14 protein-coding genes and 2 tRNA genes are annotated in these 26,130 nt (G+C 44.3%); all 16 read left to right on the plus strand.

Annotation, left to right across the window (positions count from 1 at the left end):
* Positions 1 to 183 precede the first annotated feature (183 nt).
* The 16 genes from carB to KFO40_RS04460 all read left to right on the plus strand — a co-directional run bounded on the left by carB (position 184) and on the right by KFO40_RS04460 (position 26,122).
* On the plus strand, positions 184 to 3,405 hold the full coding sequence (gene carB, locus KFO40_RS04385; protein ID WP_211146115.1) for a carbamoyl-phosphate synthase (glutamine-hydrolyzing) large subunit: 3,222 nt from the start codon (positions 184 to 186) through the stop codon (positions 3,403 to 3,405).
* A gap of 244 nt (positions 3,406 to 3,649) precedes the next feature.
* A complete protein-coding gene (yaaA, locus tag KFO40_RS04390; protein WP_211146116.1) occupies positions 3,650 to 4,423 on the plus strand; it encodes a peroxide stress protein YaaA in 774 nt (257 codons plus the stop codon).
* A 3-nt stretch (positions 4,424 to 4,426) separates the two neighbouring features.
* Positions 4,427 to 4,981 (plus strand): sugar O-acetyltransferase, encoded by a 555-nt coding sequence (locus tag KFO40_RS04395; RefSeq protein WP_211146117.1) that lies wholly within the window; start codon positions 4,427 to 4,429, stop codon positions 4,979 to 4,981.
* A 312-nt stretch (positions 4,982 to 5,293) separates the two neighbouring features.
* A tRNA-Val gene (locus tag KFO40_RS04400) sits at positions 5,294 to 5,368 on the plus strand.
* A gap of 35 nt (positions 5,369 to 5,403) precedes the next feature.
* Positions 5,404 to 5,478: transfer RNA gene (locus KFO40_RS04405), tRNA-Val, on the plus strand.
* A gap of 142 nt (positions 5,479 to 5,620) precedes the next feature.
* Positions 5,621 to 6,967: an adenylosuccinate lyase gene (purB, locus tag KFO40_RS04410; protein WP_008020410.1), complete on the plus strand. Its 1,347-nt coding sequence runs from the start codon at positions 5,621 to 5,623 to the stop codon at positions 6,965 to 6,967.
* 74 nt (positions 6,968 to 7,041) lie between these two features.
* Complete coding sequence (locus tag KFO40_RS04415) at positions 7,042 to 8,529, plus strand: pseudouridine synthase (RefSeq protein WP_138274731.1); 1,488 nt, start codon at positions 7,042 to 7,044, stop codon at positions 8,527 to 8,529.
* 138 nt (positions 8,530 to 8,667) lie between these two features.
* Positions 8,668 to 10,071 carry an asparagine--tRNA ligase gene (asnS, locus tag KFO40_RS04420; RefSeq protein WP_211146118.1) on the plus strand — a complete coding sequence of 468 codons (1,404 nt, stop codon included), beginning with the start codon at positions 8,668 to 8,670 and terminating at the stop codon, positions 10,069 to 10,071.
* 139 nt (positions 10,072 to 10,210) lie between these two features.
* Positions 10,211 to 10,702 carry a DUF4488 domain-containing protein gene (locus KFO40_RS04425; protein WP_004305582.1) on the plus strand — a complete coding sequence of 164 codons (492 nt, stop codon included), beginning with the start codon at positions 10,211 to 10,213 and terminating at the stop codon, positions 10,700 to 10,702.
* A 257-nt stretch (positions 10,703 to 10,959) separates the two neighbouring features.
* Positions 10,960 to 12,168, plus strand: coding sequence for a glycoside hydrolase family 88 protein (locus tag KFO40_RS04430; protein WP_128859348.1), 1,209 nt, complete (start codon positions 10,960 to 10,962; stop codon positions 12,166 to 12,168).
* Between the two features lie 195 nt (positions 12,169 to 12,363).
* Positions 12,364 to 16,461 carry a hybrid sensor histidine kinase/response regulator transcription factor gene (locus KFO40_RS04435; protein ID WP_211146119.1) on the plus strand — a complete coding sequence of 1,366 codons (4,098 nt, stop codon included), beginning with the start codon at positions 12,364 to 12,366 and terminating at the stop codon, positions 16,459 to 16,461.
* A 973-nt stretch (positions 16,462 to 17,434) separates the two neighbouring features.
* Entirely contained in the window at positions 17,435 to 20,038 is a 2,604-nt protein-coding gene (locus KFO40_RS04440) for a DUF4962 domain-containing protein (protein WP_211146120.1), read from the plus strand.
* Positions 20,039 to 20,064: 26 nt separating this feature from the next.
* Positions 20,065 to 20,799 carry a DUF3575 domain-containing protein gene (locus tag KFO40_RS04445; protein WP_032849642.1) on the plus strand — a complete coding sequence of 245 codons (735 nt, stop codon included), beginning with the start codon at positions 20,065 to 20,067 and terminating at the stop codon, positions 20,797 to 20,799.
* Between the two features lie 37 nt (positions 20,800 to 20,836).
* Entirely contained in the window at positions 20,837 to 21,847 is a 1,011-nt protein-coding gene (locus tag KFO40_RS04450; protein ID WP_008776688.1) for a DUF6562 domain-containing protein, read from the plus strand.
* Positions 21,848 to 21,895: 48 nt separating this feature from the next.
* Positions 21,896 to 23,449, plus strand: coding sequence for a hypothetical protein (locus tag KFO40_RS04455; protein WP_211146121.1), 1,554 nt, complete (start codon positions 21,896 to 21,898; stop codon positions 23,447 to 23,449).
* Between the two features lie 126 nt (positions 23,450 to 23,575).
* A complete protein-coding gene (locus tag KFO40_RS04460) occupies positions 23,576 to 26,122 on the plus strand; it encodes a DUF4962 domain-containing protein (RefSeq protein WP_211146122.1) in 2,547 nt (848 codons plus the stop codon).
* Positions 26,123 to 26,130 lie beyond the last annotated feature (8 nt).

Consider the following 26,130-nt stretch of genomic DNA (forward strand, 5'->3'; position numbering starts at 1 on the left):
AGGAAATTAGAAGCAAGTATTATTTACATTCGGATGTTTTGCACCCGGAAACGGCAGGCTTCTTCTTTTATTTCCAAAAACGATATTTTAGTTCTTTGGTAATGCGTTAATCCTTTTTTGAGGGTAACGCATTTTTTTTATGAACGAACTTAGAAATAACAACTTATTATAACAACAAAAGAAATGGAAAAGGAAATCAAGAAAGTTCTCGTTTTGGGTTCTGGAGCACTCAAAATCGGACAAGCCGGAGAGTTCGACTACTCAGGCTCACAAGCACTGAAAGCTTTGAAAGAAGAAGGTATCAGCTCAGTATTGGTAAACCCGAACATCGCAACCATTCAGACTTCTGAAGGTATTGCCGATAAAGTGTATTTCCTTCCCGTGAATACTTATTTCGTAGAAGAAATTATCAAGAAAGAACGTCCCGATGGTATCCTTTTGGCATTCGGCGGACAGACTGCATTGAACTGTGGTGCTGAACTTTACACACAAGGTGTTCTTGATAAGTATGGAGTAAAGGTACTTGGAACTTCGGTAGAAGCTATCATGTATACAGAAGACCGTGACTTGTTTGTGAAGAAACTGGACGAGATAGAAATGAAGACTCCGGTCAGCCAGGCAGTAGAAAACATGGAAGATGCCATTGCTGCTGCACGCAGAATTGGTTATCCTGTCATGGTGCGTTCTGCTTATGCACTGGGTGGTCTTGGTAGCGGTATCTGTGCCAATGAAGAAGAATTCCTGAAATTGGCAGAGAGCTCATTTGCTTTCTCCAAACAAATTCTGGTAGAAGAGTCTTTGAAAGGCTGGAAAGAAATCGAATTTGAAGTGATCCGTGACGCTAACGACCATTGCTTCACAGTAGCCAGCATGGAAAACTTCGATCCGCTGGGTATTCATACCGGCGAATCAATTGTAGTAGCTCCCACCTGCTCACTGGATGATAAAGAACTGGCTTTGTTGAAAGAACTTTCTACCAAATGTATCCGTCACCTCGGTATCGTGGGTGAATGTAACATTCAGTATGCTTTCAACTCTGAAACGGATGACTACCGTGTGATTGAAGTAAATGCCCGTTTGAGCCGTTCTTCTGCATTGGCTTCTAAGGCTACCGGTTATCCGTTGGCATTCGTAGCTGCTAAAGTGGCACTTGGTTACACACTCGACCAGATTGGCGAGATGGGAACCCCGAACTCTGCATACGTAGCTCCGCAACTTGACTACTATATCTGTAAAATCCCTCGTTGGGACTTGACGAAGTTTGCCGGTGTATCCCGTGAAATCGGTTCAAGCATGAAATCGGTAGGTGAAATCATGTCTATCGGTCGCTCTTTCGAAGAAATCATCCAGAAAGGCCTTCGTATGATCGGTCAGGGAATGCACGGTTTCGTAGGTAATGACGAACTGCACTTTGATGATCTTGATAAAGAGCTTTCTCGCCCGACTGACTTGCGTGTTTTCGCCATTGCACAAGCAATGGAAGAAGGTTACACCATCGAACGTATCCACGACCTGACAAATATCGACCCATGGTTCCTTGGCAAACTGAAAAATATCGTAGACTACAAAGCGAAATTGTCTACTTATAATAAGGTAGAAGATATACCTGCCGATGTAATGCGTGAAGCTAAAGTGTTAGGTTTTTCTGACTTCCAGATTGCCCGTTTCGTACTGAATCCAACCGGAAACATGGAGAAAGAAAACCTGGCAGTGCGTGCTCATCGTAAATCGATGGGTATCCTTCCGGCTGTAAAACGTATCAATACCATCGCTTCCGAACATCCGGAACTGACTAACTATCTGTATATGACTTATGCAGTGGAAGGCTACGATGTAAACTATTATAAGAATGAAAAATCAGTAGTCGTACTGGGCTCGGGTGCTTACCGTATCGGTAGCTCTGTAGAATTTGACTGGTGCTCGGTGAATGCAGTTCAGACTGCCCGCAAACTGGGTTACAAGTCTATCATGATTAACTACAACCCTGAAACGGTTTCTACTGACTATGATATGTGCGACCGTCTCTACTTCGACGAACTTTCGTTCGAACGTGTACTTGACGTAATCGATCTCGAACAACCTCGTGGTGTGATCGTCTCGGTAGGCGGACAAATCCCGAACAACCTGGCTATGAAACTTTATCGTCAGTCGGTTCCTGTATTGGGTACTTCTCCGATTTCTATCGACCGTGCTGAAAACCGTAACAAGTTCTCTGCTATGCTCGACCAACTGGGTATCGACCAACCGGCTTGGATGGAACTGACCAGTCTTGAAGAAGTGAAGGGATTTGTAGAAAAAGTAGGCTACCCGGTATTGGTTCGTCCTTCTTACGTCCTTTCAGGAGCAGCGATGAATGTTTGCTATGACGATGAAGAATTGGAGAACTTCCTGAAGATGGCTGCCGAAGTTTCTAAAGAATATCCGGTTGTTGTTTCCCAGTTCCTTGAAAATACGAAAGAAATTGAATTTGATGCCGTTGCGCAGAATGGTGAAGTGGTAGAATACGCAATCTCCGAACATGTAGAGTTTGCCGGTGTTCACTCCGGTGATGCTACGTTGGTATTCCCGGCACAGAAGATTTACTTTGCAACAGCTCGTCGCATCAAGAAGATCAGCCGTCAGATTGCTAAAGAACTCAATATCTCCGGTCCGTTCAATATCCAGTTCCTGGCTCGTAACAACGAAGTGAAAGTAATCGAATGTAACTTGCGTGCTTCTCGTAGCTTCCCGTTTGTTTCTAAAGTTCTGAAACGTAACTTTATCGAAACTGCTACCCGCATCATGCTGGATGCTCCATACTCACGTCCGGATAAGTCGGCATTCGATATCGACTGGATTGGTGTAAAAGCTTCTCAATTCTCTTTCTCTCGTCTGCACAAGGCTGACCCGGTATTGGGCGTAGACATGTCTTCTACTGGTGAAGTGGGATGTATCGGTGACGATTTCTCTGAAGCATTGCTGAATTCAATGATTGCTACCGGATTCAAAATTCCTGAAAAAGCAGTGATGTTCTCTTCCGGTGCAATGAAGTCGAAAGTAGATTTGCTGGATGCCAGCCGTATGCTGTTTGCTAAGGGCTATCAGATTTACGCAACTGCCGGAACAGCAGCTTTCTTGAACGCTCACGGTGTAGAAACGACTCCAGTTTACTGGCCGGATGAAAAACCGGGTGCAGAGAACAACGTCATGAAGATGATTGCTGACCATAAGTTTGATTTGATCGTTAACATTCCGAAGAATCACAGCAAGCGTGAGTTGACGAACGGTTATCGTATCCGTCGCGGTGCAATCGATCATAACATTCCGTTGATTACCAATGCTCGTTTGGCAAGTGCCTTTATCGAAGCATTCTGCGAATTGAAACTGAATGATATTCAGATTAAGAGCTGGCAGGAATATAAATAAAAACAGCTTTAGCTGTCTATTAGATAAGGAGAACTCTCTCTTTGGCTTGTCCAAAGGGGGAGTTTCTTTTTTATTAGTAAATATAGCACATCAGAGTGTGTTCTATATAGGGAGTGTTTTTGTTATTAATAAATGATTAAAGTTAATTATTGGTTGAAACTAAGTAGAATCTGTCTATCCATCAGTAAGAGAAGCGATTTATTTTTTATTTTTGTTTCTTGAAAAGATAAAATCAGATAAAACAATGTTAGTACTTCTATCTTGTGCCAAGACTATGAGTGAGACTTCAAAGGTGAAAGTACCTTTGACGACAGTTCCACGATTTCAAAAAGAAGCTTCCGGGATTGCTTTGCAGATGTCACAGTTTTCGGTGGATGAACTGGAACGCCTGTTGCGTATAAATGCCAGGATGGCGGTGGAGAATTATAAGCGTTATCAGGCTTTTCATGCAGAAGGCACATCGGAACTGCCCGCTTTGCTGGCTTATACCGGAATTGTATTCAAGCGACTGAATGCAAAGGATTTCTCGAAAGAAGAATTCGAATATGCGCAGGAACATCTGCGGTTGACTTCTTTCTGTTATGGGTTGTTGAGGCCTTTAGATGTCATTCGTTCCTACCGCTTGGAAGGAGATGTAGTGTTGCCGGAACCGGGTAATCAGACCATGTTCTCTTATTGGAAATCCCGTCTGACGGATGTCTTCATCGAAGATATAAAGAAAGCGGGAGGCATACTCTGCAATCTGGCCAGCGACGAGATGAAAAGTTTGTTTGATTGGAAACGTGTGGAGAGAGAAGTGCGTGTCGTTACTCCTGAATTTCAGGTGTGGAAGAACGGGAAATTAGCTTCGATAGTGATCTATATCAAGATGTCCCGTGGTGAAATGACGCGGTTCATTCTGAAGAACAGAATCGAAAATCCGGAGGATTTGAAAAGCTTCTCCTGGGAAGGATTCGAATTTAACGAATCTCTTTCGGATGAAAAGAAGTTTGTATTTACTAACGGTAAAGAAATATAAAGTATGACGGAAGTAGAAAAGATGCGTAGTAGCCAGTTGGCTGATATGGCTGCGCCGGAATTGCAGGTGCATTTTGAACATGCCAAGAAGCTGCTGGCGCGTATGCGGGGAATGAGCACTTATGATGCAGGGTATCGGGAATTATTGGAAGAACTGGTACCGGAGATTCCTGAAACTTCAATAATCTGCCCGCCTTTTCATTGCGATCATGGAGACGGAATCAAATTGGGTGAACATGTATTTGTGAATGCCAATTGCACTTTCCTGGATGGAGGATATATCACGATAGGCGCCCATACGCTGGTTGGACCTTGTGTGCAGATTTATACGCCGCATCATCCGATGGATTACCTGGAAAGAAGAGGCTCTAAGGAATATGCTTATCCGGTGACGATTGGCGAAGACTGCTGGATTGGTGGCGGTGCTATTATCTGTCCCGGCGTGACGATTGGCAATCGTTGTGTGATAGGGGCGGGGAGCGTTGTGACGAAAGATATTCCCGACGACAGTGTGGCAGTCGGGAATCCGGCACGTGTTGTTCGCAAACAGGTTGTTTAACGTTTGACCGGAAAAGTTATTTCCCGGATTTAAGCGTTCCTGCGTTACTATCTTTGTTGGGAATTCGTTTTCCTGCAGATTCTATTTTAATTATTAATGATAGAAAAAGAGGCGCGGCTATCTTTATTTTGTTCTGTTTATTAGATGAACCGGAAGAAGTGAAAGTGACAAGAAAAAAGTTTTTATTATTATTTGCTGATAATCAGAGTGTTTCTTTATTTGATAAAAACTTTCTTGAAAAATAATACATGAAATGTTTGCAGAATTCAAAAAATGCCGTACCTTTGCATCGCTTTTGAAACGGAAGTGTACGGGCGTTTAGCTCAGCTGGTTCAGAGCATCTGCCTTACAAGCAGAGGGTCGGCGGTTCGAATCCGTCAACGCCCACACAAAAAAACGAAACACTTCCGGCTCATTAACAAGGGTGTTTAGCTCAGCTGGTTCAGAGCATCTGCCTTACAAGCAGAGGGTCGGCGGTTCGAATCCGTCAACGCCCACTACAAAAAAGGAGTCTTACGAAGAAATTCGTGAGACTTTTTTTATTTCTTACCTCTTTTATACAAACTTTCTTTCTCCTTTTATCTTATAACTCAGGAAAAAGAGTTAATTTTGCAGTCTGATAATTATCTAAGAAAACGTATGGAACTTGATGTATTAACGGCCATATCCCCGATTGATGGTCGATATAGAGGCAAAACTAAAGCTTTGGCAGCTTATTTCTCTGAATTTGCACTGATTAAATACCGTGTACAGGTAGAGGTGGAGTATTTTATCACCTTGTGCGAACTTCCTTTGCCGCAATTGAAAGGAATCGATAGTAGCGTGTTTGAAACTTTACGGAATATCTACCGTAACTTCTCTGAAGCAGACGCACAACGCATTAAAGATATCGAAAGTGTAACTAACCACGATGTGAAAGCCGTAGAATACTTCCTGAAAGAAGAATTTGACAAGATGGGCGGAATGGATGACTATAAAGAGTTTATCCACTTCGGACTGACTTCTCAGGATATTAACAATACGTCTGTTCCTCTTTCTATCAAAGAGGCATTGGATCAGGTTTATTACCCGTTGATTGAAGAGCTGATTGCACAGTTGAAAACCTATGCGACAGAATGGGCTAACATTCCGATGCTTGCCAAAACTCACGGTCAGCCGGCTTCTCCTACCCGTCTGGGTAAAGAAGTGATGGTATTTGTTTATCGTCTCGAACGTCAGTTGGCTATGTTGAAAGCATGTCCGCTTACCGCTAAGTTTGGCGGTGCTACCGGAAACTACAATGCGCATCACGTGGCTTATCCTCAATATGACTGGAAACAATTCGGCAATCGGTTTGTTGCAGAAAAACTGGGACTGGAACGCGAAGAATATACAACGCAGATTTCGAACTATGATAACCTCTCTGCTGTTTTTGATGCTATGAAGCGTATCAATACCATTATGGTGGATATGAATCGTGACTTCTGGCAGTACATCTCTATGGAGTACTTCAAGCAGAAGATCAAAGCCGGAGAAGTAGGTTCGAGCGCTATGCCGCATAAAGTGAATCCGATTGACTTTGAAAATGCAGAAGGTAACCTGGGCATAGCAACGTCTATTCTGGAACATTTGGCTGTGAAGCTTCCTGTTTCCCGTTTGCAGCGTGACTTGACAGACTCAACAGTGTTGCGTAATGTCGGTGTACCTTTCGGTCATATCGTGATTGCTATCCAGAGTTCTTTGAAAGGATTGCGCAAACTGTTATTGAACGAACCGGCTATTTATCGTGATTTGGATAATTGTTGGAGTGTAGTGGCAGAAGCTATTCAGACCATCCTGCGCCGTGAGGCTTATCCGCATCCGTATGAAGCTTTGAAAGCGTTAACCCGCACCAACCAAGCTATTACAGAAAGTTCTATTAAAGAGTTTATCGAAGAATTGAATGTAAGCGAAGATATTAAAAAAGAGTTAAGAGCAATCACTCCCCATACATATACGGGGCTTTAATTGTTTACTTATATAATAAACGTGTTTTTTAAATAGGCCGTGAGGCCAAAGTCTAATTTTATTCGAATAAAAAAATGAGCACAGAAAACGAAGAATGGCGCGAAAATTCTTTCAATGAAGAGAATACAGGTGCCGGCCGTGATGGTAACAGGTCTTACAACAGAGAAGGTGGAGAACGTCCGTATCGCCCTTCTTACAACCGTGAAGGCGGGGATCGTCCGTATCGCCCGCGATTTAATGCCAACAATGAAGGAGGCGAACGCCCGCAGCGTTCGTACGGTGACCGCTCTTATGGCGACCGTCCCCAACGTCCTTCTTACAATCGTGAAGGTGGAGATCGTCCGTATCGTCCTCGCTTCAATAACAATAATGAAGGAGGTGAACGTCCGCAACGTCCTTACAACCGCGAAGGTGGTTCTTATGACCGTCCTCAACGTCCTTCTTACAACCGTGAAGGTGGTGACCGTCCTTACCGTCCCCGCTTCAATAGCGGCGAAGGTGGTGAGCGTCCGTCTTATGGCGACCGTCCTCAACGTCCTTCCTACAACCGTGAAGGTGGCGACCGTCCTTACCGTCCCCGCTTTAATAACGGCGAAGGTGGCGACCGTCCTCAACGTCCTTCTTACAACCGTGAAGGTGGTGATCGTCCGTATCGTCCCCGTTTCAATAACGGCGAAGGTGGCGGCTATCGCAGCAACAACGGCGGTGGAGGTTATCGTCCGAGATATAATAACGACCGTCAAGGAGGATATCGTCCTCGTCCGCGTACCGGCGATTATGATCCGAACGCTAAGTATAGCGTAAAGAAACAGATCGAGTACAAGGAACAGTTTATTGATCCGAATGAACCGATTCGTCTGAATAAGTTCCTGGCTAACGCAGGTGTTTGTTCCCGTCGTGAGGCTGATGAATTTATCACAGCAGGTGTGGTTTCTGTAAACGGTGAAGTGGTAACGGAATTGGGTACGAAGATCAAACGTTCGGATGTGGTTAAGTTCCACGACGAACCGGTAAGCATCGAACGCAAGGTATACGTATTGCTGAATAAACCGAAAGATACCGTTACTACATCGGACGATCCGCAGGAACGCCGTACAGTAATGGATTTGGTGAAAGGCGCTTGCAACGAACGTATTTATCCGGTAGGACGTCTGGACCGTAACACGACTGGTGTACTGTTACTGACGAATGACGGTGATCTGGCTTCCAAGCTGACACACCCGAAATTCCTGAAGAAGAAAATTTATCATGTTCATCTGGACAAGAACCTGACTAAAGCAGATATGGAGCAGATTGCAGCTGGTATCCAGTTGGAAGATGGCGAAATCCATGCAGATGCGATCAGCTATACAGATGATTTCAAGAAAGACCAGGTAGGTATCGAAATTCACTCCGGTAAGAACCGTATTGTTCGTCGTATTTTCGAATCACTGGGTTATAAAGTAGTAAAACTCGACCGTGTGTTCTTCGCCGGACTGACCAAAAAAGGTCTGCGTCGCGGAGACTGGCGTTACCTGTCGGAAGCAGAAGTAAACTACCTCCGCATGGGATCTTTTGAATGAAGAATTAAGAATTAAGAACGAAGAATTAAGAATTGAAAATGAGGAATGGAACATGAAGAATTATCAGGGCGTGTTTGCATAGCACAGCCAAATTCTTCATTTTTCATTCTTCATTCTTCATTAATCAAAGTAAGTTAAATGGAAAAGATTGGTAGAACAAAAATTGTTGACCTGTTGAAGCGCACAGATATTGGCGCTATGGTCAATGTGAAAGGATGGGTTCGCACCCGTAGAGGTAGCAAACAAGTAAACTTTATCGCACTGAATGACGGTTCTACAATAAATAATTTGCAGATCGTAGTAGATTTGGCTGGTTTCGATGAAGAGATGCTGAAACTGATTACTACCGGCGCTTGTATCAGCGTGAACGGAGAAATGGTAGAATCAGTAGGTTCCGGTCAGAAAGTGGAAGTACAGGCTCGTGAAATCGAAGTGCTGGGTACTTGCGATAATACATATCCATTACAGAAGAAAGGCCACTCTATGGAATTCTTGCGCGAGATTGCTCACTTGCGTCCGCGTACCAATACATTCGGTGCAGTGTTCCGCATTCGTCACAACATGGCGATTGCTATTCACAAGTTCTTCCATGAAAAGGGCTTCTTCTATTTCCATACGCCGATCATTACGGCTTCCGATTGTGAAGGTGCCGGACAGATGTTCCAGGTGACTACCATGAACCTGTATGACTTGAAGAAAGACGAGAGAGGTTCTATCTCTTATGAAGATGATTTCTTCGGTAAGCAGGCAAGTCTGACTGTTTCCGGTCAGCTGGAAGGTGAGTTGGCAGCTACTGCTTTGGGATCTATCTACACATTCGGTCCTACGTTCCGTGCCGAAAACTCCAACACTCCCCGCCACTTGGCAGAGTTTTGGATGATTGAGCCGGAAGTTGCTTTCAACGACATTACAGATAACATGGACTTGGCAGAAGAGTTCATCAAATATTGTGTGAAATGGGCGTTGGATAACTGTGCGGATGATGTGAAGTTCCTGAACGATATGTTCGATAAAGGCTTGATTGAACGTCTGCAAGGTGTATTGAAAGATGATTTCGTACGTTTGCCTTATACAGACGGTATCAAGATTCTTGAAGAAGCTGTTGCGAAAGGACATAAGTTCGAATTCCCGGTTTACTGGGGCGTGGACCTGGCTTCCGAACACGAACGTTTCTTAGTGGAAGAACACTTCAAACGTCCGGTGATTCTGACTGACTATCCGAAGGAAATCAAGGCCTTCTATATGAAGCAGAACGAAGACGGTAAGACAGTACGTGCCATGGACGTTCTTTTCCCGAAAATTGGTGAAATTATCGGTGGTTCTGAACGTGAAGCCGACTATAACAAGCTGATGACCCGTATTGAAGAAATGCACATCCCGATGAAGGATATGTGGTGGTATCTGGATACCCGTAAGTTCGGTACTTGTCCTCACTCCGGTTTCGGATTAGGGTTCGAACGTCTGTTATTGTTTGTAACAGGTATGGCGAATATCCGTGACGTGATACCGTTCCCGCGTACACCAAGAAATGCTGATTTCTAATATTTCGGTATATTTATGTAAAACTCGCATAATCTTCAGGTTATGCGAGTTTTTTTATGCTCTGAATTGCTGTATTCTCAAAATAAATCTTTATATTTGGAAATACGCATTCGAGAGTGTTAACTAAAATAATACAACAATGAAAAAGCTCTATTTCTTTACCATGCTTTCAATAATGTTGTTAGCGGTAACAGGTGCGACGGCCCAGAAGAAAACCAAATTCAAAGCGGCCGATTTGAAAGGTATTTGGCAGCTCTGCCATTATGTATCCGAGTCTCCCGATGTTCCGGGAGCGTTGAAACCCAGTAATACATTTAAAGTATTGAGTGATGACGGACAAATCGTTAACTTTACCATTATTCCCGGTGCGGATGCAATTATTACTGGATATGGTACTTATAAACAACTCACGGACGATTCTTATAAGGAAAGCATCGAGAAGAACATTCATCTCCCGATGCTGGACAATCAGGACAATATTTTGGAATTTGAGATTAAAGACAATGATTATCTCCATCTGAAATATTTTATCAAGAATGATTTGAATGGAAATGAGTTGAACACCTGGTATTATGAAACCTGGAAGAGGGTGGAAATGCCGGCTAAATTTCCGGAAGATATTGTGAGATAGAAGAGCGCGTACTTTTGGGTGGAGGCACGGATTTTGCAAAAGGCTGCATAGTTGTTTGGTTATGCCTGACAACAGCTTATTTGGTAAAATCCGTGCCTGTTTTTCTATAAAAGATAAAAACAAAGCACTTTTGGACAAAATCAAAGTCCGTAGAAATAGAAACAAAAATGAAAAAATAGATTTGCAAAGGGTTTGTCTGCGACTTGCTCTAACTTTGTTGCCAGTAATAGAATACAGTAACAAAATAAAGTGGAACAATGAAAAACAAACTTTTACTGGCGGTAGGGAGTATGGCGCTCCTGACTGCTTGCGATGCTTCAAAAGGAAATGAGATGGCATGGTTTGATCATGCAGTGAAAACATCGGGACATCAGTTGCTCTATATGGCAGAACAATTGAAGAATGAACCGGATACCGCCTGTTTTCCCCGTTCTATTAAAGAAGGAAAGTACAGACTGGAGCACCCCACAGATTGGACGAGTGGTTTCTATCCCGGTTCCATGTGGCTGGCATACGAGTTGACCGGTGATGAGGCTCTCGCAAAAGAGGCGCGTAAATATACGGACCGTCTGCAGGATATGCAATATTATACGGGTAATCACGATTTGGGTTTTATGATGTTTTGCAGTTATGGGCAGGGCATCCGTTTGAAACCGGAGCCAACGGACAGTTTGATTCTGATTCATTCTTCAGAAAGCTTGTGCTCCCGTTTTCGTCCGGAAGTCGGACTGATTCGTTCGTGGGATTTCGGCGATTGGAGTTATCCGGTGATTATTGATAATATGATGAACCTTGAAATGCTGTTCTGGGCTTCGGAGCAAACCAATAATCCGAAATATCGTGAAATAGCCATCTCTCATGCCGACAAAACGTTGAAGAATCACTTTCGGGAGGACATGACCTCCTACCATGTGGTGAGCTATCTGGCAGATAGCGGTGAGGTAGAGTCGAAAGGAACCTTTCAGGGATATGCCGATTCTTCTGCTTGGGCGCGTGGACAGGCTTGGGGAGTGTATGGTTATACCATGTGTTATCGCTTCACTAAGCAACAGAGCTATCTGGATGCCGCTCATAAAATAGCGCGGTTCATTATCGATCACCGTCCGTCCGAAAATGACTATGTACCTTATTGGGATTATGATGCTCCTAATATTCCGAATGAACCGCGGGATGCTTCTGCGGCTGCCGTAACAGCTTCTGCATTACTGGAGTTGAGTGGTTATGGCGACAAGAAACAAGGGGAAGAATATTTCCGTTATGCGGAGCATATCCTGAAACAGTTATCCTCTGATGATTATTTGGCCCAGGAAGGAGAAAATCATGGCTTCATCCTGTTACATTCGGTTGGCAGTTTCCCGCATGACAGTGAAATTGATACTCCGCTCAATTATGCTGATTATTATTATCTGGAAGCCTTGAAACGTTATAAAGATCTGAAAGAAAAATCAGAAAATCCGTCTTACTAACTTGAAGAGAAACCGTAAAAAATTTAAAGTTCAGGGCAACCGCATCTAAAATATGAATTTATAACTGTCGGACTTTGGCGCAGTTGTCCTGTTTTGAGCCGATGCCGGTCCTTTATATGAGTTAAAAAACGGGATTCATTTATCAGATTGAATTGAAAATACTTATCTTTACGATAAATTCTTCAATATTAGCTCATGAAAGACCGACATTTGCTATTTAGATACCTATTCGGATTAACCGTTTGCATTTTATTTTTTCCTTTGGCTGTATCGGCCGCCGACAGCTTCATCCATTTTAAGCGATTATCCGTAGATGACGGGCTGTCGCAAAATACTGTGCTCGCTCTGACACAAGATCATAATAATAAGATTTGGGTAGGCACCATAGACGGACTGAACTGGTATGAAGGTTCCCGCTTCGTTTCGTATTATAAAGCGCCGGATGATACGACCAGTCTGGCAAACAATCATGTCTATTCACTTCATACCGATTTGAAAGGTACGGTATGGGTAGGCACACAGGTCGGTTTATCCCGTTATAATATAGTAGGGAATAATTTCACCAATTATTCTTCACCGGACAATCAGCCGATGCAAGTATTGGCTATCGGAGAACCGGAGGAAGGCGACCGGCTTTTGCTTGCTACCAATATCGGTCTGGTGATTTTTGATAAAAAGACCGGGCGGATGAAAGTGCAGCCGGAACTTGCCGGAAAAACGATCTATTCTGTTTGCCGGATGAATGACGGTTTCCTGTTGGGAACTTCGGAAGGTGTCTATTTCTATTATGTACGCAACGAAAACGTGACCCGGCTTCTTCTCCAGTTGAAAGGAGAAACCATCTCCGATATGCTCTATGACGACAAAACCGGCAACTGTTGGCTGGCTTCATTGACAAACGGGGTGTATTGTGTGGATAACAACTTTCAAATAAAACATCATTATAACAAGCAAAATACTCCTGCTTATTTCCTTACGAACTCGGTCAGGACATTGTCCGGAGATGATAAAGGAAGGGTTTGGATAGGAACCATGGAAGGTTTGCTTATCCTTGAACCGGAGACGGGAACTTTCCGTATCTGTCGTTTTTCTCCTGAAGATCCGACTACCTTGGGCCATAATTCCATCCGTTCTATCTTGAAAGATAATCAAGGGGGAATGTGGATCGGTACATTTTACGGCGGGCTTAATTATTATCATCCTCTCGCTCCGGCATTCGGACGCTTGCAACATTCCGCCTGGAGGAATTCGTTAAGTGATAACACAGTGAGTTGTATTGCCGAAGACCCGGATAATGGCAATCTCTGGATTGGCACGAACGACGGCGGATTAAATTATTATAACCGGAAAACCGGAGTCTTTTCATATTACCGGACGGGTACTTCCGCCAATGCTTTAAAGTCGGACAATATAAAATGTATATGGACGGACAAGGATGGAAGTGTCTATATCGGCACTCATGGAGGGGGAATGAGTCGTCTGCATCACCGGAGTGGCAGGATAGAAACATATTCCTTTCCCCATTCTACTTCCCTGACTAACAGTTGTTACTCCTTATTGGACGGAACGGATGGAACGCTTTGGGTAGGCGGCATGAGCGGGCTTTACCTTTTCGACAAACAGACCGGCGAACTGTCACAGCATCCATTAGCTAAAAAGCATAAAAAGTTGGAGAATGTATTGATATATACCTTGTTTCGCGATTCAAAAGGAAGAATCTGGATTGGTACGGAAGAGAGCCTGTTTTTGTATGCCGGCGGGAAACTGGAAGAACTGCATCTTTCTTCTTCGGCTTATCTGCATGGGTTGATACAGGCTTTCTGTGTACAGGAGGATAGCCGTCATGAAATCTGGATCGGTTCTTCCACAGGATTATATTGCTATAAGGAAGGAGCACCGACTGCCTGGAAACACTATACGATGAAAGACGGTTTGCCAAATGACTTTATTTATAATATACTGGAAGATGAACGGGGGCGTTTATGGTTGACAACTAACAAGGGACTGGCTTGCTTTAATACGGAGGAGGGTACTTTCCTCAACTATACGAAGCAGGACGGATTGCCTCACGATCAGTTTAACTATTTCGGAGCTTGCAAAGCGCACGATGGTACATTCTTCCTGGGGTCTCTTGGGGGCGTTGCCTATTTCAAGCCATACGAATTGGGTGATAATCCATATTCCCCGGATGCGGTAGTGACAGGAGCCGTTGTCTTAAATCAGGTGATTACGGATATGAAAAGTGAACGGGTACGTTATTATCAGGACGAGCAAGGGCGGATGCTGGGTATGTCGTTCCCTTCCGATCAGAAACTTTTTAATATCCGGTTTGCCGTTATCAACTATTTGGCTGGCAAACGGAACCAGTTCGTTTACAAATTGGAAGGCTTTGAAACCGAGTGGAACTACTCCCGTCATGTTTCCTTTGCACGGGCGAGTTATTCCAATCTCCCGCCCGGTGAGTATGTATTCAAGGTGAAGGCATGTAACAACAATGGAAAGTGGAGCGAGGCGACCACTGAATTTTTTGTGCATATCATTCCGATGTGGTATCAGACCTGGTGGGCAAAGACACTTTTCATCTTCTTTTCTGTAGGGCTTCTCGTCTTTGTGATCTATTTCTTTATTGCCCGTGCCAAAATGAAGATGCAAGTCCGGATCGAACAGATAGAACGAAACAAGATAGAAGAAATCAGTCAGGAGAAAGTACGTTTTTACATGAATATGTCTCATGAGTTGCGTACTCCGTTGAGTCTGATACTGGCTCCGTTGGAGGAACTCTTGGGGCAAAGCAATCTGAAAGGTACTCCGGTACAACAGAAGCTGGATTACGTTTATAAGAACGGTCGTAAGTTGTTGCACATTGTCAACCAGTTGCTGGATTTCCGTAAAGCCGAAGCAGGTGCAATGCCTATTCATGTTGCGCAGGTGGATGTAGAAGAACTGTTGCAAGATGCTTTTGCCCTGTTTAAAGAAAATGCGCAGAAGCGTGCTATCAGCTTTCATATAAAATCCGATCTGGAAGGACGATTGTTTCCGGCGGACCGGACGTATGTAGAGACTATCTTGATGAACCTGTTGTCTAACGCCTTTAAGTTTACACCGGACGGCGGAAGTATTTCGCTTTCCTTATGGACAGAGGGAGATACCTATGGCTTCACGGTAAGAGATAGCGGAATCGGTATGTCTCCGGAACAGCTAACCCGCATTTTCGAACGTTTCTATCAGGTAGACGGTCAGCGAAAAGGGACGGGTATCGGGCTGTCATTGGTGAAGATGCTTGTAGAAAAGCATCACGGCACTATTACCGTAGCAAGCGAACCTGCTCAATATACCGAATTTAAAGTCACGCTACCTGCTGATATGGCTGCCTTCACGGAGAAAGAATGTGAATTGCCGGCACATGAAGTCGAAACATCTGCTTCTCTCCGGGAGCTTCCGGTGGCTGATGAATATTTCTCTGGTGATGCGTCGGCTATAGTTGCAGAAGAACTATCGGACGGTGATCAGATAGAAGCCAGCAGTGAGGAAGAGCGTCCTACTATCTTGTTGGTAGATGACAATAAAGAGATGGTGGATTACCTGAAAGATAATTTCCGGCAGAACTATGTGACGCTGACCGCCGGAAACGGCGAAGAAGCATTGGCTATTATGAAAGAGCATCGTGTGGACATTGTCCTTTCCGACGTGATGATGCCGGGTATTGACGGTATCAAACTTTGCCAGCTTATTAAACGAAATCTGCAAACCTGCCATATTCCCGTCCTGCTGTTGTCTGCCAAAGGAAGTGTCGATGCACAGACGGAAGGCATTCAGGCTGGGGCGGATGATTACATTGCCAAACCGTTCTCGATTCATTTATTGAAAGGAAAAATAGCTAATCAACTGAAAGCACGCCAACGGCTGAAACACTATTATTCGAATACGATTGATATAGATACTGCAAAAATGACTTCGAATAATCTGGATGAGGAATTTATGAGCAAAGCTATTCAGGTGGTAGAAGAAAATATCAGTAATGAAGACTTCACCTCTGATGAGTTGGCAAGCCAACTTTGTATGAGCCGTTCGTCACTGTATCTCAAGATGAATTCCATATCCGGTGAACCGCCTGCCAACTTTATCCGGCGCATCCGTTTTAATAAAGCGTGTAAATTGTTGCTTGAAGGGCGCTACTCCATTTCGGAGATTAGCGGAATGGCAGGGTTCGGATCTTCTTCTTATTTCTCTACCAGTTTCAAGAAGTATGTCGGTTGTCTGCCATCGGAGTATGTGAAGCAGCATACTAAGTAATTGTTTTGCGGTTATGCATTTGTTCACCACAGAGGACGCGGAGGACACAGAGGTGAATCTTGTTCATGCGGGTGCAGAAATGAATGAGAGTTTTTTGTCTACTATAAAGTTGAAAAACATAAAAACATCTGCCACCTGCAACGAAACGCGTGTAATGCACTAATTGACAAATAGTTGGAACGTGGCAGATACTGTGGCAGATAGGTTGCAGATAAAGTATCTGCAACGCGTTATATAATCAAAGAAAAAGCCTTGATTCCTTTATGCAAAGCTATGGGATAATTGGGGTGACTCTATGGATAATTTGTGGTGTCTCTACGGGGAAACGACAGTATCCTTGCGTAGAAACTGTAGTGTCCCGCCTTAGAAACTCTCGTTTCCTACCGTGGAAACTGTAATTTCTAATGCCGGAAACGACAGTTCCCCGCCTGGAAACGGGAAGTTAATGCATACAATAAACTTTTGCCCTCCTGGAGAATTGGCTTATGCAAGGCTTATACTGTGTTGCAGATACTTTATCTGCAACCTATCTGCAACAGTATCTGCAACAGTATCTGCAACGCTACAACTGTTTGTCAACTAGTGTATTACACGCGTTTGGTTGCAGGTGGCAGATGTTTTTATATTTTTTCAACTTTATGGTAGGAGGATTACGCATCAAAATTAGGGTCACCACCGTAAGTCATAAACCAAATTCACCTCTGTGTCCTCCGCGTCCTCTGTGGTGAAAACCTAAACAAGAACTAATAACCTTCATTTTTCTATCAATTTCAGTCATTCCGTTTTGGGGGCTATTTTACCCTTTTACCCTCTTTGTAGCCTCCTGTAACGCTTGTTTTGGACGAATTTTAAGTTGAAATGAACGAAAACAAAGTCCTGTTAGACAGTATCAGAGAAGGAAGAAATGAATTGAAAGTTCCGTTTCGGACGGTTTATCTACATTTGCCTACAGAAAAACCAATCATTTGATATCATGAAAAAAGTATTATTGATTTCATTCGTAATCTTGTCTGTGGCTGCACAGATGACACATGCGCAAAAACAAGCAGTCATCAAGTTGACGGAAACAACGTTGATGCATGAAATGCGTGCCACTCCTTATCCTCTTGATAAAGCGGTGGTAAATGACCGTGCGGTTTCTTTTCAATGGCCGCTCCGTTCGGACATGAACTCGCAGGACAGTCCGTTGGATGGATTCGAACACAAAGTAAAGAAGGTAGATAAAACGAAGATTACCTATCGGTTACGTTATTCGCAGGATGCCGGATTGAAGTCCGGAGTTGTTCAGGTGGAAACTCGTTGGCCGTTCTATAATCCGGAACAACCGCTTGCGCCGGGGGTATGGTACTGGCAGTTCGGTTACGTAGAAAACGGACAAGTGACTTGGGGAAGCACACAGCAAGTCACCGTAGAAGATCGTCCGGGCAAATTCTGTCCGCCTTCATTGAAAACTGTGTTGGCAAAATTACCTGCCGACCATCCGCGTGTGTGGATCATGAAGAACGAATGGAAGGACTTTATAAGTCACAGCAAACAAAAGGCAGAAAGGCAATGGTATCTTGAACGTGCAGATCAGGTACTTCAGACTCCAATGAAATCAGTGAAAGATATTAATGTCTCGCAGGTGAAGAATCTGAAGAACGAGATGCAGATAAATTCATACCTCACTCGTGAAAGCCGTCGCATCATCGATGCGGAAGAGGGAAATACCGAAGCATTGATACGGGCCTGGTTGCTGACGCAGGATACTAAATATGCTGACGAAGCCATCAAACGGGTATTTATCATGGCCGACTGGGATAAAGATAAGAATGTGAAAGGAGATTTTAATGCTTCTAGCTTATTGTCTCTCTGCTCTATGGCTTATGATTCTTTCTACGACCGGTTGAATACATCACAAAAGAAAGCATTACTGGAAGCCATCAAAAATAAAGGTGGTGAAATGTATGAGAACTTTAATAACAAGATGGAGAACCACATCGCCGACAATCATGTGTGGCAGATGACACTTCGCATCCTTACAATGGCGGCATTCAGTGTATATGGCGATCTGCCCGAAGCCAACACATGGGCGGATTACTGTTATAACGTCTGGTTGGCACGTTTTCCCGGATTGAACAAAGACGGTGGCTGGCACAATGGCGATTCTTACTTTACGGTCAACACCCGTACATTAGTAGAAGTACCTTACTATTATAGCAAACTGACCGGTTACGACTTCTTTTCCGATCCTTGGTATCAGGGAAATATCATGTATACCATCTTCCAGCAGCCTCCTTTTTCCAAATCCGGAGGAAACGGAAGTTCGCATCAGAATGTGGGGCGTCCAAACAGTATCCGTATAGGATATTTGGATGCACTGGCACGCCTTACCGGAAACACTTATGCCGCTGATTTCGTACGCCGTACATTGAAAGTGGAACCGGATTATATGAAGAAAGCCTTATTGAGTAAGCCCGGTGATCTGGCCTGGTTTCGCCTGCAATGTGATAAACCTCTGCCGGAAGGTGAAGGATTGACAGCACTCCCTGCAGGATACGTCTTCCCCGCAACAGGACTTGCCTCTTTCCAAACGAACTGGGACAGAGTAGGTGGAAATGCGATGTGGAGTTTCCGGTCAAGCCCTTATGGTTCTACCTCTCATGCACTTGCCAATCAGAATGCTTTCAATACGTTCTATGGTGGAAAACCCTTATTTTACAGTAGCGGACACCACATTGAGTTTACCGACGTACATAGTATGTTGTGCCATCGTGCCACACGTGCTCACAATACGATTTTGGTGAACGGTATGGGACAACGTATCGGTACGGAAGGATATGGATGGATTCCCCGTTATTATGCCAGCGAGAAGATCGGGTATGTGCTGGGCGATGCTTCCAATGCTTACGGAAAAGTGATTTCACCGCTTTGGCTGACACGCGGCGAACAGTCGGAGGTGCATTATACGCCCGAAAATGGCTGGGATGAGAACCATGTGAAAACGTTCCGCCGTCACATTGTCAATTTGGGAAAGACTGGACTCATCTTTATCTATGACGAACTCGTGGCAGACGAACCTGTAAACTGGAGTTATTTGCTGCATACCACAGAAAATCCCATGACAGTGGATCAATCGAATCATCGCTTCGTGCATATTCAAGCCACGAACCGCGGAGGAGCATCAGACGCTTATCTTTTCTCCACCGGAACATTGCAGACTGATACGACGAGCCGTTTTTTCTATCCGGCAGTCAACTGGCTACGTGCTGATGACAAAGGGGTGTTCAAGAAGTATCCTAATCACTGGCATTTCACCGCTACATCGGAAAAGGCACAAGTATATCGTTTTGCCACTGTCATCAATACACATGCACTGAAATATCCTGCCAAAGATCCCGAAATCTTGTCCGACGGACGTATCAAAGTGGGCGGATGGCTGATCAGTGTTAACCTGAAATCCGACGGTGCTCCTTCATTCTTTATCCGCAGCACTCAAGAGAAGGTGAATATCACTTATAAAGGTGAAGCTACTGTCATCAATGAGGATGGGTACGAAACGGTAATGAGGGATACAGTGCCCGAACTGGAAATCTGATCAATGAACATGAAAGATACGAATATATGAGACACTCTACTTTTAATATGAGAACTATATGTCTGTTGGCTGCATTATCGGGCATAACCGTCTTGTCGGCACAGACTCCCGGTAAACCCCGTGTACAGACTTCGGCAGCTCCGGAGGAAACTACGGTTTACAAGCCCGGCGGGAAAAAGCAGGAAACAGCAGTTGCGACTTCTTCAGAAAAGGAGGATAAACGCCAATCCGGCAAAGAGAATGCAGGAAAGAAAGCGGCTGCCTTTGATGGTCAACGCTATCTGGCACTGAAAACGAATGTAGTATATGATGCTTGTGCTTTGCTGAACCTTGCCGTGGAAATGCAGGTGCATAAAAAGATCACGGTAGAGTTGCCGTTGACTTGCAGTTTGTGGGACTTGGGGGATAAGCACGGCGTGCGTACGGTAGCATTGCAACCTGAAGCCCGCTGGTGGATAGGAAATGAAACAGGACGGGGACACTTTGTCGGACTGCACGCCCACGTGGCATGGTTTAACGTGAAGTGGAACGATGACCGTTATCAAGATACGGATCGCCCGCTGTTGGGAGCCGGAATAAGCTACGGTTACAAACTCCCTCTTTCCAAACACTGGGGAGCGGAATTTAATCTGGGAGTGGGATATGCCAACATGAAGTATAACACCTATTATAATGTAGACAACGGAGCACAGCTGGATACGCGTGTCCGTCATTACTGGGGGATAACCCGTGTGGGAGCATCGTTGGTCTACCGCTTCTAACCTTAGATAGGAACATACATATAAATAAGATAACAATATGAGAAGAAATTTATATATACTGGCACAGTGCACTTTCTTGTTGTTCAGCACCCTGCTGGTGAATGGATGCAGCCTGCACGAAGAACCGGAAATGACTCCCGAAGGAGAATTGGGAGTGGACCCGACAGCTGTAACACTCAACCTTAATCTGGCAATGAATCTAAGTTTGGCAGAAAGAGCACCGGTGACCATCACCCGTGCGTCGGAAACCAACTATCTGCGTCGTTTCATCGTAGAAGCCTATCTGGATAGACAGGTGGCGGCACGGCAAACGGTATATGAAGAGGATTTTAACCGTGCCAGTCTGTCTGTTAGTATGAAGCTGCACACCCGTAATTACCGCATCCTGGTGTGGACCGATTATGTGAATGCGGAGACACCTGAACAGGGACTTGTTTACGATGCCAAGAATCTGGCTTTTATCCTTCCTGCCGGAAAGTATATAGGGAATAGCCGTTATAAAGATGTTCTTGCTGCTTCTGCTATGGCGGATCTGACTTCTTTCCGCAATCATTGGGGAGCTGAAACAAGTCTTGACGTTGAACTGTATCGTCCTGTAGCACGCTATGAACTGGTGGCTAAAGATGTGGCTACGTTTCTCAATAAACTGTCCACAGGCGGACTGAAAGGTGAAAGTTTTACCGCTCGTGTGAAGTACAGTGATTATTTGCCTACCGGCTACAATTTGTGGGACGATGTACCCAAGAACTCGCTCATGTACATGGAATATAAAGTGGCCTTTGAACGCCCTGCTGATGGTACGAAAGAACTGATACTGGGATTCGACTATGTATTAACCGATGCCGGAGAAACCGTTTCTATTCCTGTAGAACTCGAAATCTTGAATGAGAAGAATGAAGTGCTGGCACGTACAGCTTTCCGTATTCCTTGTGAACGGGGCAAAAACACAACGGCACGTGGTAACTTCCTGACTTCCGATGCCAATGGAGGAATAGGGATCGACCCCGATTATGACGGTGATCTGGAGGTAGATCTTGGAGAATTATAAAATAGACAAATCAATTAAAAATAGCTTAACCATAAAACAATTAAGATCATGAAAAAGAACTTATTTTATTCGCTAATGGCTTTGTTCGTAGTGCTTTTCGCATCCTGTGGACAAGAAGAAATCGTTTCGGATAACGGAACAGAAATCAATGCTCCTGTTACTATCTCTGTACAGGCTCCTGTAAATAACGTCTTTAGCCGTGCGGGTGTTACCATCCCTACCGGTTATACGATGCAATGTATCATGCAATTACTGAATGCTGATGGCAATAAGATAGGCGATCAGGTAATTAAACCGATTACGGATGGTAAGGTATCTTTCACCATTTCCGTAGATGAACAAAAAGAAGTGTCGAAGGCATTGTTTTGGGCTGAATACGTACCAGAAAGTGGTGCCGCTAATAAAGTATATAACACTGCTGATTTGAGAGCAGTAGGATATAATACTGCATCATTCGATCTGACAAATGATGCGTTGATGGCAGCCAGCGACGCTTTCTGCGGAAAATTGGAAACGATTGGTAATGCCAGTGTGACATTGAAACGCCCGTTTGCTAATGTAAGCGTAAAACCGAAAAATCCGGAAGTAGCTGCGGCAGCTAATAAACTGGAAATAAAATATAACGCTTTGAGCGGATATGATATTTTAGAGGGTAAATGTTCTGCTACAACTCCTGTGACTTATACAAATGCAGGTTTTGCTTCTGCGGATGGCAATTGGTTCGCTAATTTCTTTTTTGCTCCTTCAAATGTTGGTAAATTTACAGCAGAAATAACCATGGCATTGAGTGGGGGATATAGTAAAGAGATTAAAATACCGGCAAATACATTACCTTTGGACGCTAATATGCAGATTATGGCTAAATTTGAAATCGGCGATGGAAACTTTGACATTGAAGTAGGAGTAGACCCGGATTATGAAGCATTGGAAATGAAAGTTGGTAGCTATATCAATGCTGAAGGTAAAGTGGTACGTGATGCAGCGGATGCTGTCGGTATTGTTTTCAAAATGGAGGCTATCGGTAGTGATGTGCCGGCTAATTATCCTGTAGCACTTCAGGGCAAGACAATAGCCGGATATGCAGTAGCGATTGAAAATGTGGCGACTGGTCGTCAAACTCTTAATACTGAATTATTGACTACTTTGGCCGAAACTGTTGCAGGTATGACAAATGGCACACAAACTACGGACGTCTTATTAACAGGTCTTGGAGATGTTGCGTTTAAAACAACTTATGAGAAATGGGTGGGAGAACATGCTCCTGCTAGTGAGAATTTGAGTGCATGGTATATTCCTACATTGTCGCAATTGAGTGCATTTATGGGTACATTGTTTACAATGAAAGATGTGCCTGCTACTGGTAGTGAGGACTTCAAAAATATTCCGGAGTTTGAATTTGTCAATGGCAAAATGTTTGATAGAGAAACGATTGCTACAGTGAATTATGCTTCTAGTACTATCAATAACCAAGGTAATGTTTCTGGTGTACGTATTAATGTAGCTGATGGTGTTGTTACTAATGCACAAGAGGCGGGTATCAGTGTTAAGACAGCTCTTAATCAACAAGCTCTTTGCCGTCCAATGATTACGATTTTTAAATAGTCACTATTCGACCTTACTCAATAGAAATTCAAGGAAAGTGGGATCCCCCCATCCCGCTTTACCTTCTTCTTACATTGAAACTTTTGAAAATAGCCCTCTAATCTTATACCAAGAAAAGAAAATAATATGCACACCACATTTCGCCTATCGGTTTTTCTTTTGTTCATGGTACAGCTGTTCTGTAGCTGTACATCTGACTCGCTGCCCGAACCGGACAGTACGCAGCCAGAGACGCCTGCCGGAATTCCCGATGCCTATCAGGATAAAATACGGACGCAACCTTATCCCAAAGCAGATAATGAATTGTATCTGAATCCTGCTCCTCTTATTGTTCCTCAAGCCATGAAGACGGGCGAAAGACTGCAATTTTCCCTTTCACGTACTGAAGATTTCAGCAGTTCCGAAACGCTACTTTCCGAACCGCAGGAATGGTGTATGTATAATCTTCATCGTCGTTTGGAGGTCGGCACATGGTATTGGCGCTTTCGTTCCACCAATCTTAATGGAACTACGCCCGGTGAATGGAGTGCTATCTATCGTTTCGAAGTAAAGAATGATACACCGGAATTTGTAACACCTCCTTTTCAGACATTCTTAGCAAATGCTCCCCGTCTGCATCCTCGTATTTACTGTTTTTTAGACGACCGTATCGAAGAGGCTCGTAACCGTGTCACTTCACACCCTGAATATGCAGAACTACAAAGTCGTGCTTCACAGGCATTGAAAGCCGAATACACCGGAATGACTGATTTATATAGCCGTGCAGAAGAGCTCCGGCAACATGCCACTTATCTTTATCAGGCCTATCATTTAACCCAAAAAGAAATTTATGCCGAAAAGTTACGCCAGCTTCTCGAAGCGTTGATTGTCGCTCCCCCTGCTGATGGACAGCTTTTTGCATCCAACTTTACTGCTAGCAACATCGCATGGTGTCTTGTTGCAGCCTACGATCTGCTTTATAATAACTTGTCTGCTTCCGATCGTACTGCTGCCGAAGAACTGATGATGCGTGTGGCACGTTACTATTACAAGGTAAATTGCGGTTTTCAGGAAAACCATCTCTTTGATAATCATTTTTGGCAGCAGAATATGCGTGTCCTCTTTCAAGTGGCTTTGTCGCTTTACGACAAACCGGCTTATTCTTCCGAAGTGCTGCCCATGATGGAGTATTATTACGAATTATGGACAGCCCGCGCTCCTGCCTCCGGGTTCAATCGCGACGGTATATGGCACAATGGTACCGGTTATTTCAGTGCCAATATATTGACTTTGGCGTATATGCCGTCTCTTCTTTCATTTGTCAGTCGGTACGATTTTCTATCACATCCGTGGTATCAGAATGCCGGACGTTCGTTGGTTTATACTTGCCCGCCGGGATCGAAAAGCAACGGCTTTGGTGACAGTAGTGAAAAGGGGAGTGAACCCAACCGTTTGGTTGCTGCCTTTGCTGACTATCTGGCGTGTGAAACGGGTAATTCCTATGCCGGATGGTATGCCGGAGAATGTCGGGACCTGTTGCGTCGGGATTATGAATTGCGTCTTTACCGGATGTGCACCGATCAGGATTACAACACTGCTTTTCCTGCCGGGGCTGATAAAATGGTATGGTATAAAGACGCTGGTGAAGTAGCCATGCACAGTGCTCCGGAAGATACGGGAAAGGATCTTGCGCTCTCGTTCCGTTCCAGTACATTCGGGTCCGGCAGTCACACTACTGCCAGTCAGAATGCTTTTAACCTGTTGTATAAAGGTGTCGATGTGTATCGCAGTACGGGCTATTATCAGAATTTCAGCGATGCTCATAATCTGATGTCCTATCGCCATACGAGGGCGCATAATTCACTGTTGGTAAACGGTATCGGACAACCTTATTCTACCGAAGGTTATGGCAGTGTGATGCGTGCTATGGGCGGACAGCATATCAGTTACTGTTTGGGGGATGCTTCACATGCTTACAGAGGTATCAGCAATGACCCGATGTGGGTTGGCTACTTCAAGCAGGCAGGTATTGAGCAGACACCGGAAAATGGATTCGGTGCCACCCCGTTGACTAAATACCGCCGGCATGTGTTGATGCTTCATCCTCATACGGTGATTGTGTATGATGAACTGGAGGCTTCGGAAGCTGTCCGCTGGGAGTGGTTGTTGCATAGTCCTACGGAATTTAAGATGGATGTAACAAAGAAAACGTTGTCTACAAATAATAAAACCAAAGGATGGGTGGCAGTGACGCAACTGTTTGGAGGACATGTTTTTACGCTGTCTCAAACGGACCGTTTCGTAGTGCCGCCCGCCATCACCGGAGCGGAGTATCCTAACCAGTGGCACTTGACTGCACGGGTTGACGGTTGTTCTGCCACCCGTTTCCTGGCTATTATCCAGGTAGGAGATGAGGCTGTCCCTATTATCAACCGTGACGGTGATACCTTTAACGTAGGCGACTGGACGATTAAAGCGGTTTTGGATGCTTTCAAAGCACCCGAACTTGCAGTGAGTCATCGCACCGAACAGGCGGTATTTAGTTATGGAACAGACAATCCTGCGTTGAATGGCAATTTTTACTCTCGACAATATACGGGTTCTTCGTTGCTTTACGACGAGATAGACGGGGCTTATCAGGTGGTAGAAATGACCGACCGGAGTCCTATATCTACCCGGGTAGTAAATCAATGATAAACAAT

The organism is Bacteroides sp. 1001302B_160321_D4 (assembly GCF_015667765.1).
Classification (GTDB): Bacteria; Bacteroidota; Bacteroidia; order Bacteroidales; family Bacteroidaceae; genus Bacteroides; species Bacteroides xylanisolvens.

What these genes read in the sequence shown, in the direction of transcription:
- KFO40_RS04445 (WP_032849642.1), top strand. Translation starts at nt 20,065, where the DNA reads ATGAGACACTCTACTTTTAATATGAGAACTATATGTCTGTTGGCTGCA.
- KFO40_RS04430 (WP_128859348.1), top strand. Translation starts at nt 10,960, where the DNA reads ATGAAAAACAAACTTTTACTGGCGGTAGGGAGTATGGCGCTCCTGACT.
- KFO40_RS04455 (WP_211146121.1), top strand. Translation starts at nt 21,896, where the DNA reads ATGAAAAAGAACTTATTTTATTCGCTAATGGCTTTGTTCGTAGTGCTT.
- KFO40_RS04435 (WP_211146119.1), top strand. Translation starts at nt 12,364, where the DNA reads ATGAAAGACCGACATTTGCTATTTAGATACCTATTCGGATTAACCGTT.
- KFO40_RS04415 (WP_138274731.1), top strand. Translation starts at nt 7,042, where the DNA reads ATGAGCACAGAAAACGAAGAATGGCGCGAAAATTCTTTCAATGAAGAG.
- yaaA (WP_211146116.1), top strand. Translation starts at nt 3,650, where the DNA reads ATGTTAGTACTTCTATCTTGTGCCAAGACTATGAGTGAGACTTCAAAG.
- asnS (WP_211146118.1), top strand. Translation starts at nt 8,668, where the DNA reads ATGGAAAAGATTGGTAGAACAAAAATTGTTGACCTGTTGAAGCGCACA.
- purB (WP_008020410.1), top strand. Translation starts at nt 5,621, where the DNA reads ATGGAACTTGATGTATTAACGGCCATATCCCCGATTGATGGTCGATAT.
- KFO40_RS04395 (WP_211146117.1), top strand. Translation starts at nt 4,427, where the DNA reads ATGACGGAAGTAGAAAAGATGCGTAGTAGCCAGTTGGCTGATATGGCT.
- KFO40_RS04425 (WP_004305582.1), top strand. Translation starts at nt 10,211, where the DNA reads ATGAAAAAGCTCTATTTCTTTACCATGCTTTCAATAATGTTGTTAGCG.
- KFO40_RS04440 (WP_211146120.1), top strand. Translation starts at nt 17,435, where the DNA reads ATGAAAAAAGTATTATTGATTTCATTCGTAATCTTGTCTGTGGCTGCA.
- KFO40_RS04450 (WP_008776688.1), top strand. Translation starts at nt 20,837, where the DNA reads ATGAGAAGAAATTTATATATACTGGCACAGTGCACTTTCTTGTTGTTC.
- KFO40_RS04460 (WP_211146122.1), top strand. Translation starts at nt 23,576, where the DNA reads ATGCACACCACATTTCGCCTATCGGTTTTTCTTTTGTTCATGGTACAG.
- carB (WP_211146115.1), top strand. Translation starts at nt 184, where the DNA reads ATGGAAAAGGAAATCAAGAAAGTTCTCGTTTTGGGTTCTGGAGCACTC.